Source organism: Microbacterium suaedae, assembly GCF_003254645.1.
GTDB lineage: Bacteria > Actinomycetota > Actinomycetes > Actinomycetales > Microbacteriaceae > Microbacterium > Microbacterium suaedae.
In genome coordinates, this window is record NZ_PNFD01000004.1 from 199398 (window position 1) to 213558 (window position 14161).

The 14161-nt window shown below is 69.0% G+C and carries 15 protein-coding genes; 5 read left to right on the forward strand and 10 right to left on the reverse strand.

Annotated features, from left to right (window positions below; genetic code table 11):
- Positions 1–9 precede the first annotated feature (9 nt).
- The 9 genes from C0012_RS13215 to C0012_RS13255 form a co-directional block, all read right to left on the reverse strand.
- Entirely contained in the window at positions 10–840 is an 831-nt protein-coding gene (locus C0012_RS13215) for a carbohydrate ABC transporter permease (protein ID WP_111467072.1), read from the reverse strand.
- Entirely contained in the window at positions 837–1787 is a 951-nt protein-coding gene (locus C0012_RS13220; RefSeq protein WP_111467073.1) for a carbohydrate ABC transporter permease, read from the reverse strand. The genes C0012_RS13215 and C0012_RS13220 overlap by 4 nt, the downstream gene beginning before the upstream one ends.
- 34 nt (positions 1788–1821) lie before the next feature.
- Entirely contained in the window at positions 1822–3081 is a 1260-nt protein-coding gene (locus C0012_RS13225) for a sugar ABC transporter substrate-binding protein (RefSeq protein WP_111467074.1), read from the reverse strand.
- 87 nt (positions 3082–3168) lie between these two features.
- Positions 3169–4191, reverse strand: coding sequence for a LacI family DNA-binding transcriptional regulator (locus C0012_RS13230; RefSeq protein ID WP_111467075.1), 1023 nt, complete (start codon positions 4189–4191; stop codon positions 3169–3171).
- Between the two features lie 242 nt (positions 4192–4433).
- A complete protein-coding gene (locus C0012_RS13235) occupies positions 4434–5540 on the reverse strand; it encodes a glycerate kinase (RefSeq protein ID WP_111467076.1) in 1107 nt (368 codons plus the stop codon).
- Positions 5541–5589: 49 nt separating this feature from the next.
- Positions 5590–6453 carry a PPK2 family polyphosphate kinase gene (locus tag C0012_RS13240; RefSeq protein WP_111467077.1) on the reverse strand — a complete coding sequence of 288 codons (864 nt, stop codon included), beginning with the start codon at positions 6451–6453 and terminating at the stop codon, positions 5590–5592.
- 123 nt (positions 6454–6576) lie between these two features.
- Entirely contained in the window at positions 6577–8298 is a 1722-nt protein-coding gene (gene menD, locus C0012_RS13245; RefSeq protein WP_111467078.1) for a 2-succinyl-5-enolpyruvyl-6-hydroxy-3-cyclohexene-1-carboxylic-acid synthase, read from the reverse strand.
- On the reverse strand, positions 8267–8734 hold the full coding sequence (locus C0012_RS13250; protein ID WP_111467079.1) for a PLD nuclease N-terminal domain-containing protein: 468 nt from the start codon (positions 8732–8734) through the stop codon (positions 8267–8269). Before C0012_RS13250 ends, menD begins: the two co-directional genes overlap by 32 nt.
- A gap of 38 nt (positions 8735–8772) precedes the next feature.
- Positions 8773–9534, reverse strand: a complete 762-nt coding sequence (locus C0012_RS13255) for a GntR family transcriptional regulator (protein WP_111467080.1) — start codon at positions 9532–9534, stop codon at positions 8773–8775.
- Between the two features lie 185 nt (positions 9535–9719).
- Between C0012_RS13255 and C0012_RS13260 the strand changes: the two genes are divergently transcribed.
- From C0012_RS13260 to C0012_RS13280, 5 genes are read left to right on the forward strand one after another with little or no spacing between them, the layout of a single operon-like run.
- Positions 9720–10637 (forward strand): transporter substrate-binding domain-containing protein, encoded by a 918-nt coding sequence (locus C0012_RS13260; protein WP_111467081.1) that lies wholly within the window; start codon positions 9720–9722, stop codon positions 10635–10637.
- Between the two features lie 18 nt (positions 10638–10655).
- On the forward strand, positions 10656–11372 hold the full coding sequence (ehuC, locus tag C0012_RS13265; RefSeq protein ID WP_111467082.1) for an ectoine/hydroxyectoine ABC transporter permease subunit EhuC: 717 nt from the start codon (positions 10656–10658) through the stop codon (positions 11370–11372).
- Positions 11369–12022: an ectoine/hydroxyectoine ABC transporter permease subunit EhuD gene (ehuD, locus tag C0012_RS13270; protein ID WP_111467083.1), complete on the forward strand. Its 654-nt coding sequence runs from the start codon at positions 11369–11371 to the stop codon at positions 12020–12022. The genes ehuC and ehuD overlap by 4 nt, the downstream gene beginning before the upstream one ends.
- Positions 12012–12827, forward strand: coding sequence for an ectoine/hydroxyectoine ABC transporter ATP-binding protein EhuA (ehuA, locus tag C0012_RS13275; protein WP_111467084.1), 816 nt, complete (start codon positions 12012–12014; stop codon positions 12825–12827). The genes ehuD and ehuA overlap by 11 nt, the downstream gene beginning before the upstream one ends.
- 31 nt (positions 12828–12858) lie before the next feature.
- Positions 12859–13149 carry a DUF4229 domain-containing protein gene (locus C0012_RS13280; protein WP_111467085.1) on the forward strand — a complete coding sequence of 97 codons (291 nt, stop codon included), beginning with the start codon at positions 12859–12861 and terminating at the stop codon, positions 13147–13149.
- A 9-nt stretch (positions 13150–13158) separates the two neighbouring features.
- Here the strand turns inward: C0012_RS13280 and C0012_RS13285 are convergent, their stop codons facing one another.
- Complete coding sequence (locus tag C0012_RS13285) at positions 13159–14121, reverse strand: 1,4-dihydroxy-2-naphthoate polyprenyltransferase (RefSeq protein WP_111467086.1); 963 nt, start codon at positions 14119–14121, stop codon at positions 13159–13161.
- Positions 14122–14161 lie beyond the last annotated feature (40 nt).

A 14161-nucleotide genomic window follows, 5' to 3' on the forward strand; every position in this document is an offset into this window, starting at 1 on the left:
GATTCCTTCTCAGTCCTTGACGGCGCCGGCCGTCACTCCGGCGGCGACGTAGCGCTGGGCGATGACGAGCAGGATCGCGGCCGGGACGGAGGCGACGACGGCGGTCGCCATGATCGCGTTCCACTGCGTCGTGTTGTTGCCGATGTAGTTGTAGATGCTGAGGGTGATGGGGATCAGCTCGCCGTTGCGGTTGAGCGTCGAAGCGAAGATGAAGTCCGACCAGGCCCAGAGGAATGCGAACAGCGACACCGTGAGGGCCGAGTTCCGGCTCACCGGCAGCACGATCGAGACGAAGGTGCGCCACGCGCCCGCGCCGTCGACGCGCGCCGCCTGCAGCAGCTCGCGCGGGATCCCCGACATGAACGCCGAGAACAGCAGCACGCCGAACGGGACCGCGATCGTCGAGTCGGCGATGATGAGGCCCCAGACCGTGTTGAGCAGGCCGAGGCTGTTGTAGACGGCATAGAACCCCATCGCCATCACGACGGCCGGAACCATCTGCGCGACGAGCAGCAGGAAGTTGAGCGAACGCCCGCCGCGCAGGTTCAGCAGCGCGAGCGCGTAGCCCGCGGGCGCGGCGATCACGAGGGTGACCGCGACGCATCCGAGGCCGATGAGGAGGCTCGTGGCGAGCGCGGGGAGCTGCTGCGCGAACACCGCCTCATATCCCTCGAACGTCGGATCCCACGGGAACCATCGCGGCGGCGTGCGCCGCAGATCCCCCGTCTTCGTGAACGACACGTTCACCATCCAGTAGACGGGGAAGAGCATCGCGAGCGTGAAGACGACGCCGAGCGCCGTCTTCCACCAGGCGCGCCGGAGCGAGCGTGCGGCGGTCATGATCCGGCCCCCTGTCGGTGCTGGAGTCTCAGGTGCAGGAACCCGAAGACGAGTGCGATGACGATGAGCAGATTGCCGACGGCCGCGGCAGGAGAGAACGCCGGGATCCCTGTGCCGAAGGCTTCCTGATACGCCCAGATCGACAGCGTCGTCGACGCGCCGGCCGGGCCTCCGGCGGTCATCACCCAGATCACGTCGACGACCTTCAGCGTGTAGATCAGGCCGAGCAGCAGGGTGATCGCCGACACCGGCCGCAGCAGCGGGAGCGTGATGCTCCAGAACTTCCGCCACGGCCCGGCGCCGTCGAGCGAGGCCGCCTCGTACATGTCCTCCGGAATGTTCTGGAGACCGGAGTACAGGACCACGAGGTTGAAGGGGATCCCGAGCCAGATGTTCGCGATCGTCACCGACAGAAGCGCCGTCTCGGGCGAGGTGAGCCAGTTGATCCGATCGCCGCCGAACGCGACGAGCACCGAGTTCACGATGCCGTTGTCGCTGTTGAGCATCCACGCCCACGTCGACGCCGACACGATCAGCGGCAGCAGCCACGGCACGAGGAAGAGCGCGCGCAGCACGTTCGACAGGTGGAAGTTCTGCCGGAAGAACACCGCGAGCGCGAGGCCGATCGCGAACTGGACGACGATCGATCCGAACGTGAACAGCAGGGTGTTCACGAGGGCGGTCGGGAACGTCGACGATCCGAAGATCTCCGCGTAGTTCGCGAAGCCCACGAACTCGGCGTCTCCCTGCACGAACGCGCGGATCGTGTAGTCGTGGATCGACAGGTCGATGTTGCGCCACAGCGGGTAGGCGTAGAAGACGACGAGGTACGCCAGCAGCGGGGCGGCGAACCCGACGGCGGCCCACCGGCTCGCGTCGAGCCGCCGTCGGGGGCGCCACGCGCCCTGCTTCTCCCGCGCCCCGATGAGCGTCGCGGTGGTGGTCATGAATCGGTTCCCTCTCGTGCGCGGGGTGCGCGGATCAGCTGGTGGCGGCTTCGGCGGCGTCCTGCGCCGCCTCAAGTGCCTCCTGCGGGCTCTCGGCGCCCGACAGCGCGCTCTGCACGGCCGTCCACAGCGCCTCGGAGATCAGCGGGTAGTCGGTGCCGAGACCGTCGCTCGTGCGGCCCTTCGCGTTCTGCACGGCCGTCACCCACGGCTCGAGGTCGGGGTTGTCGGAGAGAAGCTGCTCCTGGCCCGCGGCCGTCGGCGGGATGTAGTACGCGAACGTGTTCGCCGTCTCGACGAAGCCCTCGGGTGTCGTCATGCACTCGACGATCTGGCGCGTGACGTCATAGCGATCCGCATCCGACTGCACGGGCGCGACGATGAACTCGCCTCCCGTCGGGGCGGGTGCGACGCCACCGTCGCGACCGGGCAGCTGCACGATGCCCGTCTCGAAGTCCGCCTCGGCGGCGCTGTTGACCTGCCACGTGCCGTTCTCCGCGAAGGCGAACTCGCCCGTGAGGAACTCCTCCCACACGGTGTTCTGCGAGTTGCCGATGACCGAGTTGGGGGCGTAACCCTCGTCGAGCCACGTCTTCCACAGTTCGAGGGCCTCGACCGCCTCGGGCGAATCGAGCTCCGTGAGCTCGGCGCCGGATCCCCAGAACCACGGTAGGAACTGGAACGTGCCTTCCTCCGTGCCGATGCCTGCGAAGGTGATGCCGCGACTGCCCGCCTCGTCGACCTTCTTCAGGGCCGCGGTGAGCGACGCCCAGTCGGTGATCGACGCGGGGTCGACGCCTGCGGCGGCGAGGACGTCGGCGTTGTAGTAGAGCGAAAGCGTGTTGGCGCCGACCGGGATCCCGTATGCGGACCCGTCGACGACCCCCGCGCCGAGAAGGTTCTCGTCGATCGCCGAGGTGTCGAGGCCGAGTTCGTCGACAGTCGTGAGCATCCCGGTCTCGGCGAGCGTCGACACGGCCGGGTTGTCGAGCAGGATGATGTCGGGCGACGTGCCCTCCTGCGCCGCGAGCAGCGCCTGATTGGTGAGCGCCGTCGTGTCGTACGCGGTGCGCTCGATCGTGACGCCGGCGTCCTCGCCGCACTGCTGGGCGCGCTGCTCCCAATCGGACGAACCGTCGTGCTGGGGGTACGGATCCCACCAGGTGTAGGTGCCGGAGGCGGCGTCGCCGCCATCGTCGGATCCGCCGCTCCCTCCGCCCGATGAGCAGGCGGCGAGGGCGCCCACGGCGACGAGCGCCGTGGCCGTGGCGAAAGCTGTGCGGGTGCGAATCATTTCTGTTCCTCCTTGAACGGGATCCAGTTCATTCGAACCGGTTCGATGAATGACGTGCTGAAAGGGATCGACGGTTGGGTTCTGCGGTCAGGCTCGCCGCGGAGCAGCCGTGCTGCCCCGATCGACGAGTTCGGGAGAGACGTAGCGCACGACGTGCGGACCGTCGTGACCGGTCTGCCCTTCGATACGCCGGACGAGCGCCCGGACCGCCATGGCCCCCAGTCGGTCCGGGGCGCTCTCGATGGCCGAATAGGGCAGCGAGAAGGTGCGGGCGAACTCATCGGAGTATCGACCGACGACGGATAGGTCGCGCGGCACCGACAGACCGCGCTCGTGCGCGACCGTCGGAAGCGCCGCGGCCGCCGCCTCATTGTTCACGAGCAGGCCCGTGGCGCCCGAGTGGGCGTCGAGCAGCTCGCCGATCGCGCGACCGACCTCCGGCTGACGCGCGGGAGCGAACGCGGTGTCGAGCCGAATGCCGCGGATCCGCGCCTGCTCGATCGCAGCATCTCGCAGGCGCCACACGTACGCGCCACCGCGCTCGACAACGTGCTCGGGCTGCGAGATGAGCAGCAGCTCGCGGTGGCCGAGACCGTGCAGGTGATCGACCATCTGACGCCCGGCCTCCTCGAAGTCGAGGTCGAAGACATCGACGCCCGAGCAGTCCGCGGGCCGCCCCACGAGTGCGCCGGGCTGAGCCGCCGAACGCAGGATGGGCAGTCGCTCGTCGTGCTCGGCGACGTTCAGCAGGACGATGCCATCGACCATGCGCGTCGAGGTCAGGCGGCGCAGGGCGTTTCGCCCGTCAGACTCGGTGACGAGCAGGATGTCGTAGCCGAGCTCGCGCGCCGTGTCGGACACGCCGAGCATGTACTGCATCATCGCCGGCGCGAACTCGTCCTCATAGAACTGCGCGAGAAGGCCGATCGTGCGGGTCTTCGCGGTCGCGAGGGCGCGGGCACCGGCGTTGGGCGAATAGCGGAGCTCGCGCACGGCAGCCTCGACGCGGCGACGCACGTCCTCCGAGATCGACCGCTTGCCGGACAGGGCGTACGACGCGGTACTGCGTGACACGCCCGCTTCGCGAGCGACGTCTCCGATCGTGACCACGGCGTCTCCTGTTCGGGTTGCGGCTGTGCGAACCGGTTCGACAGTACACGCGGCACTGGACGCGGCACAACCCCCAATACTTCTGGACCAGCGAACCTCAGGCTTCGAATCGATTCGATGCGTCGCTCTCCCATTCCCCCGCAACACAACGCAGTCGTTCCTCACCGCACACAGCCCGGGCCCCGGCGTTTCAGGCTGGCTTCGTCCAGATCGACTGCGTTGTGTTGGAGGAGGGGTCGAGCTCAGCCGGCGAGGCGGACGCCCGCGTCACGCAGCCAGCGGGCGGGATCCGCGAGGGCGGCCTCGGTGGATCCGGCGAGCTCCGTCAGAGACGCAGCACTCGCGAAGGCCGAGGTGTCGCCGTCGATCGCACCCGCGACGAGCGCGACGGGGACTCCCGCCTCGCGCGCGAGGGCGGCGACGTGCGCGGGGGCTTTGCCGTCTGCCGACTGACCGTCGAAGCGCCCCTCCCCCGTCACGACGAGGTCGGCACCGGCGATGTCCCCGGCCAGGCCCGTAAGCTCGGCGATCGCGACGGATCCGGGAACGAGCTCGGCACCCCAGACCCGCAGGCCGAAGCCCGCACCACCCGCGGCACCCGCGCCGGGCTCCCCCGCGACGCCCTCCCGCCCGAGCACACCGGCGAGGCGCACGAGACCCGCGTCGGCGCGCGCGACGCCTGCCGCGTCGAGGCCCTTCTGCGGACCGAAGACGGCGGCGGCGCCACGCTCACCCGTGAGGGGATTCGTGACGTCGCTGAGCACCGTGACGCCACCCGTGGGCAGCGCGCGCAGCGACGACAGATCTGCGCTCGCGACCTCGTCGAGGCCTGCGACGCCGGGCGCGATCGACGCACCGAACTCGTTCTGGAAACGCGCTCCGAGCGCCGTAAGCAGGCCAACGCCGCCGTCGGTCGAGGCGCTCGAGCCGATACCGAGCACGAGGCGCGAGACTCCGGCATCGAGCGCCGCCGCGATCGCCTGGCCGAAGCCGAGAGACGAGGCGCCGAAGGGGCGCAGTTCGTCGCCGAGCAGCTCGATACCCGACGTGCTCGCGAGTTCGACGACGCCCGTCCCGCCCGGGAGGTCCTCCTCGGCCGGAAGCCGCAGCCACGACGTCGTGACCACGCGCCCCGCCGGTCCGGTCACGCGCACGGCGATACGCTGCGCGCCGGGCACGGCCTTCTCGAAGGCATCGAGCGTGCCCTCCCCGCCGTCCGCCATGGGGCGCAGCGTGACGCGGTCCGCGGGCGACGCACTTGCCCACCCCTCGGCGATCGCGGCAGCCGCGTCTGCGGCCGTGATGGATCCCTTGAAGCTGTCGGGCGCGACGACGATGTGGCGAGTCATGGGATCCATCCTGCCGCACGCTGCCGGAAAGCGCTTACCTTCCGCGGACTCAGAAGGTCGCGCGGAGACGGGCCTTCTCGGCCTCGACGTCGAAGTCGGCCGAGGGCCAGGACGGATCGATGTCCTCGAGGGTCTCGAGCAGCAGCTCCTGCACCGCCAGGCGGGCGTACCACTTGCGATCGGCCGGCACGACGAACCACGGCGCCTCGTCCGTCGACGTGCGGCGGATCGCCGTCTGATAAGCGTCCTGATAGGCGGGCCATTCGGAGCGCTCGTCGACGTCGCCCGCGTTGTACTTCCAGTGCTTGTCGGGGCGGTCGAGCCGTTCCATCAGCCTCTCGCCCTGCTCGTCGTACGACACGTGCAGCATGACCTTGACGACCCGCGTCCCCCGCGCGACGAGGCGGCGCTCGAAGTCGACGATCGCGTCGTAGCGGCGCTCGATCTCGTCAGGATCCGCGAGCTCGCGCACCTTGCCGATGAGCACGTCCTCGTAGTGCGAGCGATCGAACACCCCGATGAAGCCGGGCTTCGGCACACGCTTCTCGATGCGCCAGAGGAAGTCGTGTTCGAGCTCGTCGGGCGTGGGCGCCTTGAACGCCGCAAGCTCGACGCCCTGCGGGTCGACGCCGCCCACGACGTGCCGGACGACGCCGCCCTTTCCGGCCGAGTCCATCCCCTGCAGCACGAGGAGCACCGCGTCCCGGGCTCCGGCCGTGCGCGCGGCGAACAGCCGTTCCTGATACTCCGAGAGCTGCGCGAGCCCGGCCTCCAGATCGGCGTGCCCCGCCGTCTTGTCGCCCTCGTACCCGGGCGTCGAACGCGGATCCACGCTCGGCAACACGAGATCCGCCCCCGCCTTCAGGCACGTACGCGCGTCCTCGACCCACTTCACCTGGCTCTTCGCGGTCATGCCGTCAGTCAAGCGGATCGACCGCCCGATGCACAACGACGCCAGAATTCATCGCCGCGGCCCGACACGCCGCCCAATCGCCCCTCGCCGTCGAAAATTGGCGTCGTTGTGCAGCGGGAGGGGTCAGCGGTCGAGCGGAACCTCGATGACCTGCGGCCCCGAGATCGCGGCCGTCAGCGCCTGATCGAGTTCGGATCGGGTCGTCGCCCGCACGTGCTCCCAGCCGTAGGCGCGCGCGATCTGCGCGAGGTCCGCGGACTGCGGCGTGAGCTGCACGCGATCCATCGCCTCGGCAGACGCGATCTTCGCGACCTCGAGTCCGTCGAAGATCGTGCCTCCGCCGTCGTTCCCGACGACGAGCTGGATCCGCGGCCGCGGCTCTCCCTCGGGAAGCAGCAGCGACCCGACGTCGTGCAGGAAGGCGAGATCGCCGAGGAGCACGCGGGTCGTGCCGGGCTCACCCTCGCCCTGGCTCGCGAGGGCGATGCCCAGCGCAGTCGCGATCGTGCCGTCGATGCCCGCCAGCCCGCGGTTGGCGTGCACGGGGACCTTCTTGCCCGCCAGCACCTCGTCGGCGACGCGTACGAGCCGGCTCGATCCGAACACGATCCGGTCGTGCGGCCACGTCGCGCGCCACAGTCCCGCGACGAGTTGCGCGCGGTCGAGGGGCGTACGCACGGCCTCGAGCTCGGCCCGTACGGCGCCCAGGCGAGTCTTCGGATCCGTCGACGCAAGCGCCTCCGAGTCGGGCGCCGCCGTCTCGAGGTCGACGGCGTGCGCGCGCGACCAGCGCATCCAGGATCCGAGCCAATCGCGGTCGATCTCTTCGACGGCGACCGCGACGGCATCGGCGGAACGGGTGGATCCGCTGAGGTCGAGCGGTTCGTCCGTTCCGCGCAGGGCGATGATGTCGACACCACCGCGCGACAGCAGGGCCGCGACCTCGCGGCTGAGGGTCGGATGCCCGACCACGACGACGCGCTCGATGCGCCCGCCGAGCTCGGGATCAACGAGCGCGCCACGGTATCCGCGGACGGCGTGTCGGCCGAAGCGCGCACCGCTGACGATCTCGGCGAGCAGCGGCCAGCCGCCCTGATGCGCGATGAGCTCGGCGTCGGGACCCGCGTCGGCGCCCGCGACCACGACGGTGCGCGGACCGTCTTCGAGCGTGACGGGCTCGGGCGGATCCGGCAGGAGCGCCTGCGCCTCGCGCACGATCTCCTCCGTTTCCTGCGCCTCGCCGCGCACGAACCACTCGGGCGGCGCGCCGGCGAGAGGCTCGCGGAACGGCAGATTGACGTGCGCGACGCCCTGCACGGCCTCGCCCGCCGCGGCGACGAAGGCGCGCGCGGCGAGCCGGCGCATCTCAGCGGCTTCGCCGCCCGCTCCTTCCGGAACGAGGGCGTCGTGGGCGAAGCGCGCGGCGGATCCGAAGAGGCCGGGCTGCTGCGTCGCCTGATTCGCACCGACGCCGCGCAGCTCGGGCGGCCGATCGGCCGTGAGGAGCACGAGGGGCACTCCCGAGTGGTGCGCCTCGAGCGCGGCGGGCAGCAGGTTCGCGACCGCGGTTCCCGATGTGCAGATCACCAGGGCCGGCGTGCGCGTCTCACGCCCGATTCCAACCGCTGTGAAACCAGCGCTGCGTTCGTCGATGCGCACGTGGAGCGTGACGCGCCCCTGCCGCTCAAGATCCGCCGCGGCGAGCGCGAGCGCCTGCGAGCGGGATCCGGGGCTCAGGACGACGTGGCGCACGCCGAGCGCCACGAAGGCGTCGAGGAGCGCACAGGCGGCAGCCGTCGCGGGAGACAGTGCGTCAGTCGCGGGCATCGCGCGGGTCGTCGCCATCGCCGGGCTTCCGCGAGTCCGCGTCGCCGTCGGCGGAGTCGTCGTCCGACTCGGCGTCGTCCTTCTGCTCGGCCTCACCGTCGGCCTGATCCTTCTCGTCATCCCGGGGAACGTCGGCGTCGTCGAACTGCTCCTCGGCATCGAGCATCGCCAGCTCCTCCTCGAGACGGCGGATGCGCTCATCGGCGGCCGAGAGGAACTCGGGATTGTCGTCGGGGGCCGCCGGGTTCGGACCCGCGGCCTGCGCGTAGCCGGGGCGCGCACGCCCGATGGTCCACCAGAGGATTCCGCCGATCACAGGCACAAGCGTGATGACGACCCAGGCACCCTTCGAGACACCGCGGTGTCGCGAATCAGGCTGGACCGCGCAGTCGACGATGCTGATCACGGTGAAGACGACCGCGGCGACCGCGAGGATGATGAGAAAGCGTGCCACCCCTCCATCCTATGGCGGCGCACTGAAGATCCGCGCCGTCAGGACGGATCGACAGCCTCAATGCGCGAGAACGAGGCCGTCTCCTCCCCCACGGGCGACTCGACCGTCTCGACTGCATCGTCCTCGCCCGTCAGTCGTGCGATCGCCGCCTCGAACTGTCGCGAGAGCGCATCGGCGGCCCCCTCACCATCACCACGCCCGATCGCGTCGATGATCTGGCGGTAGGTGGGCGACACCGACCGCCGCACGTGGTAACCGTCCTCGGCGCTGAGGCTGGCGATGCGCGTCTCGGCGAGGAGAGTCGAGATGCGGGCGGAGAGACGCTCGCTGCCGACGAGATCGACGAGCTGCCGATGGAAGGCGATGTCGGCGTCACCGATCGGCACCGCCTCGTCCCCCGAGCTGACGGTCACGAGCCGGGCGAGACAGGCTTCGAGCTCAGCGATCTCGCGCGCCTGGGGGCGCTGGGCCAGGCGCCGCGCCGCGTGGGCCTCGACCGCGAGGCGCGCCTCGTAGAGATCGTCGACCTCCTCGGAGCGGATCGTCCTCACGCGCAGACCGCGACCGGGGATCGAGACGAGCAGCCCCTCCTGCACGAGCCGCTGCGCCGCCTCACGGAGGGGCCCCCGGCTCACGCCGAGCTGGGCCGCGATCTCGACCTCGCCGATCGGGCCGCCGACGGGCAGATCGCCAGCCAGGATCGCTTTGCGCAGCTCGATGACGATCAGGTCGACGGTGGACATACGCGCAACGGGCACGACGGATCGCGTCGCGTCGAATCGGGGGACGGATTTCGGCACGTCACGCCTCCTCTCGCCCAGAAGTTCCCTCACGGCTCGATTCTCTCACTGTCACGATTCTGTCTCATTGTCGACATTCCTACAATCGGATTGATTTGACGTCGACTGTGTGTCACAGTTGCCCCGTTCTGCGTCGATGCGAGCTCCACGCACGCACCGGCTTCCCACGGAGAGGAAACAGCACGATGATCCGACGCACCATCACGACCACCGGGATCGCGGGCCTCGGCGTCCTCGCTCTCGGCCTCGCGGCCTGCAGCTCCGGAGAGACGACCGGCGGCAGCGACGGGGGCGACGGCGGAGACGAAGCCCTCAGCACGCTGGAGCGGCTGCAGGAAGAGGGCACGATCACCCTCGCGATCAACGGCGAGCAGCCGTATTCCTGGGTCGACGAATCCGGCGAACCCCAGGGCGGCACGATCGCCATCCACAAGGAGATCTTCGGCAATCTCGGCATCGACAACATCGAGGTCGAAGAGGTCGCCTGGGACAACCTGATCCCCGGCCTCAACGCGGGCCGCTGGGATGCTGTCAGCGCGGGCATGTCGATCCTCCCCGAGCGCTGCGAGCAGGCAGCGTTCAGCGCTCCCGAGATCATGTACACGACGACGCTCGCGGTGCCCGCCGGCAACCCGGAGGGTCTCACCGACCTCGACTCGGTTCTCGAATCGGGCGGCGACGTGACCCTCGCCCTCCAGTCGGGCGCCATCGAAGACGGCTACGTCGAGCAGCTCGGCGGCTACGACAGCATCGTCCAGGTGGACAGCGCCGCTTCGGGCCTCGAGACCGTGCAGGCAGGGCGCGCCGACGCGTTCGCCCTGACCGCGGTGTCGCTCGCGTGGATGACCGAGGACATGGACGACCTCGAGACGACGGGCGCGTTCATCCAGGAGATCGACGGCGTCGAGCAGATCGGCGCGGGCGCCACAGTGTTCCGCCCCGACGACACCGAGCTGCTGGAGGCCTACAACGAAGAGCTCGCGAAGATCACGGGCGACGAGCAGGCCTATCTCGACCTCGTCGAGCCCTTCGGTTTCTCGGCCGAGAACCTGCCGCCGGCCGACCTCACGACCGAACAGCTCTGCGCGGGCGACCTCGAATAAGAAGGAACATCTGAGGTCGTGACTGACAACCTCGAGGCGCTCGGACGGGCGCTGCCGCGGATTCTCGACGGACTTCTCATCACCGTCGAGCTGACCGTCGGCGGCGCCCTCCTGGCGCTGATCATCGCCGTCGTGCTCGGGCTGCTCGCTCGGGTCGACAACATCCTCCTGCGCGGCTTCGCCCGCGTGGTGATCGAGCTGTTCCGCGGCACCTCGCTTGTCGTGCAGCTGTTCTTCTTCTTCTTCGTGCTGCCGCTGCCGCCGTTCAATCTCGACCTCCCGCCGATCCTCGTCGGCCTGGTCGGGCTCGGGCTCAACTACGGCGCGTATGCCGCCGAGGTGGTGCGAGGATCCATCAACTCCGTCCCGAAGGGACAGTGGGAGGCGACGACGGCGCTCAGCATGTCGCGCGCGCAGCGCATGCGGCGGATCATCTTCCCCCAGGCGTGGGCTCTCATGATCCCCTCGCTCAACAATCTGCTGATCCAGCTGCTGAAGGGCACGGCCGTCGTCTACACGATCACGATCGTCGACCTCACGAACGTCTTCAACAAGCTGCGCATTGAGACCGACGTGTTCTTTGCCTACACGATCGCCCTCATCATCTACTTCCTTCTCGCCTACGCGCTCTCGAGCTTCATGGGCCTCCTCGAGCGGCGGGCCACCGCGAAGCTCGGCCGCGGACGAAAGAAGACGAAGGCCGTTCCGGATCTGAAGGGGGCTGCGACAGCATGATCGACGAGTCTCTCTGGAACTGGGAGCACGTCTGGGCCGCGCTCCCCGACATGCTGCTCGCCTTCGTCAAGGTGACGCTCTTCGTCACGATCGTCGGCAGCGCGATCGCGGCCGTGCTCGGCCTCGTCATCGCGCTCGTCAGGCGCACCGCGCCGCAGCCGATCTCGGGCATCGTGACGTTCGTCATGAACTTCATCCGCATGACGCCCCTCGTCGTGCAGCTCCTGTTCGTCTACTACGCCATCCCGACCATGCCCGGCATCGTCGTCGGGATCCTCGTGTTCGGCGTGCACTACGCGACGTTCATGGCCGAGGTGTACCGCGCGGGCATCGAATCGGTCCCCAAGGGCCAGTGGGAGGCGACGACCGCGCTCAGCATGTCGCCCTCACGCACCTGGGTCGCGGTCATCATCCCCCAGGCCGTGCGCGCAACCGTTCCCGCGCTCGGCAACTACGTCATCTCGATGTTCAAGGAGACGCCGTTCCTCGTGGCCATCGCCGTGATGGACATGGTCGGCGCCGCCCGCGAATACGGTGCCGGCACATTCCGCTTCACCGAGGTGTTCATCGTCGCGGGCGTGCTCTTCCTCATCGCGAGCTACCCCACCTCTCTTCTCATCGGGCGATTGGAGAAGCGCCTTGTCTACTGAACCCCACACCCACACCGGTGCGGTCGAGCTCGCGGCGGGCGAGGTCCCCGCGATCCGATTCGAGCACGTCGTGAAGCGCTACGGCGACAACACGGTGCTCGACGGGCTCAACTTCACCGTGCGCAAGGGCGACCGCGTGACTCTCATCGGCCCCAGCGGATCCGGCAAGACGACGATCCTGCGCCTCGTGATGACGCTCGAGGACTCGACCGACGGCTACATCCTCATCGACGGCAATCCGCTGACGCACGTCGAGAAGGACGGCAAGCGCGTCGCGATCAAGGACAAGCGCCGCGCCGAGATGCGCAAGCGCATCGGCATGGTGTTCCAGCAGTTCAACCTGTTCCCGAACATGACCGTGCTCGAGAACATCATCGAGGCGCCCGTGCACGTGCTCGGACGGTCGAAACCCGACGCCATCAAGCGGGCGCACGAGCTGCTCGAACAGGTCGGCCTGCCCGACAAGGCCGACGCGCACCCGACGTCGCTCTCGGGCGGACAGCAGCAGCGCGTCGCGATCGCACGGTGCCTCGCGATGGATCCCGAGATCATGCTGCTCGACGAGGTGACGAGCGCCCTCGACCCCGAGGTCGTCGGCGAGGTGCTCGGGATCCTGCGCGACATCGCCGAGAACACCGACGTCACGATGCTGATCGTCACGCACGAGATGCAGTTCGCGCGCGATGTGTCGAACCGCGTGCTCATGTTCGACAAGGGACGCATCGTCGAGGAGGGTCCGCCCGCGGAGATCTTCGACAATCCTCAGGAGCAGCGCACGAAGGACTTCCTGTCGGCCGTCGCGTGAGGCGCTCAGGCGCGGATCCTACGATGGCACCGTGAAGATCCGCTCCCTCGTCGTCTACTCGCTGCTCCGCCTCGCGTTCTTTCTCGTCCCGCTCGGCGTCATGATGCTGTTCCCGGCATTCCAGGAACTGTGGTGGCTGGCGGTGATCTTCGCAGCGCTCATCGGCCTCAGCCTGTCGATCGTCTTCCTGCGGAAGCCGCTCGGCGAGGTCTCGTCGGGCATCTACGAGCGCCAGCACGCGAAGGATCAGCCGCGCACGGCCCGCGACGTCGACGCCGCGATCGAGGACGCCGCGAACGAGGCCGCCCAGAAGAACGAGTAGTGCGGGCAGCTACCCCACGAACGCCCAGGCGAGGAAGAACCCGTAGATCGGCGAGCTGATCGAGGTCAGCGCCAAAGCGGTGATCAGCTCACGCGGGGTGCGGTGGGCCCACACGATGACGATCGCGGGGCCGGCCGCGAGGAGCGCGAAGAACGCGAGCCACGCGATCGGGTAGAACAGGGCGAGCCAGCCCGCGATACCGAACGCGAGGGCAACGAGCACCGTGTAGAGGATCTTCGTGCCGAGCGCGCCGATCACGACCGACAGCGTGCGCTTGCCTGCCTCGCGGTCCTGGTCGATGTCGCGCAGATTGTTGGCGAGCAGCACGGCAACGGCGAGCAGACCCGCCGCGACGGCGCCGATCCACGCCTCCTGCGGCAGGAAGAGAGCCTGCACCCACGTCGTGCCGAGCGTCGCGACGAGCCCGAAGAACACGAAGACGAACACCTCACCGAGAGCGTGATAGCCGTACGGCCGCTTCCCCCCGGTGTAGAACCAGGCGGCGACGATGCAGGCGGCGCCGACCGCGAGCATCCACCACTGCTGCGTGCGGATGACGATCGCGAGGCCCGCGAGGGCCGCGACCGCGAAGAACGCCAGCGCGACATACAGCACGCGTTTCGCAGGGATCCGTCCTGAGGCGGTGAGCCGGGCGGGACCGACGCGGAAGTCGTCGGTGCCGCGGATCCCGTCGGAATAGTCGTTGGCGAAGTTCACGCCGATCTGCAGAGTCACCGCGACGACGAGGCAGAACAGGGCGATGACCCAGTGGAACTCGCGGTCGCCATCAGCGAGGATCGCAGCACCCGTTCCGATGATGACGGGAGTGATCGCGAGCGGCAGCGTGCGCAGCCGCGCCGCGCCGATCCAGTCGCGCACTGTCACGGGCTTCGGCGGCGGCGTCGCCACCGTGCCGCGCTTGGCCGGATTGCCGGGGATGTTCCGTGTCTTCTTCGCCTTCGCCACGACCATCCATCGTACGCGGGTGCGGCACGCACGCGCCCGGACGCCT

Coding starts and splice junctions, on each gene's coding strand:
- C0012_RS13215 (WP_111467072.1), bottom strand. CDS start 840: ATGACCGCCGCACGCTCGCTCCGGCGCGCCTGGTGGAAGACGGCGCTC.
- C0012_RS13220 (WP_111467073.1), bottom strand. CDS start 1,787: ATGACCACCACCGCGACGCTCATCGGGGCGCGGGAGAAGCAGGGCGCG.
- C0012_RS13225 (WP_111467074.1), bottom strand. CDS start 3,081: ATGATTCGCACCCGCACAGCTTTCGCCACGGCCACGGCGCTCGTCGCC.
- C0012_RS13235 (WP_111467076.1), bottom strand. CDS start 5,540: ATGACTCGCCACATCGTCGTCGCGCCCGACAGCTTCAAGGGATCCATC.
- C0012_RS13240 (WP_111467077.1), bottom strand. CDS start 6,453: ATGACCGCGAAGAGCCAGGTGAAGTGGGTCGAGGACGCGCGTACGTGC.
- menD (WP_111467078.1), bottom strand. CDS start 8,298: ATGGCGACGACCCGCGCGATGCCCGCGACTGACGCACTGTCTCCCGCG.
- C0012_RS13260 (WP_111467081.1), top strand. CDS start 9,720: ATGATCCGACGCACCATCACGACCACCGGGATCGCGGGCCTCGGCGTC.
- ehuD (WP_111467083.1), top strand. CDS start 11,369: ATGATCGACGAGTCTCTCTGGAACTGGGAGCACGTCTGGGCCGCGCTC.
- C0012_RS13285 (WP_111467086.1), bottom strand. CDS start 14,121: ATGGTCGTGGCGAAGGCGAAGAAGACACGGAACATCCCCGGCAATCCG.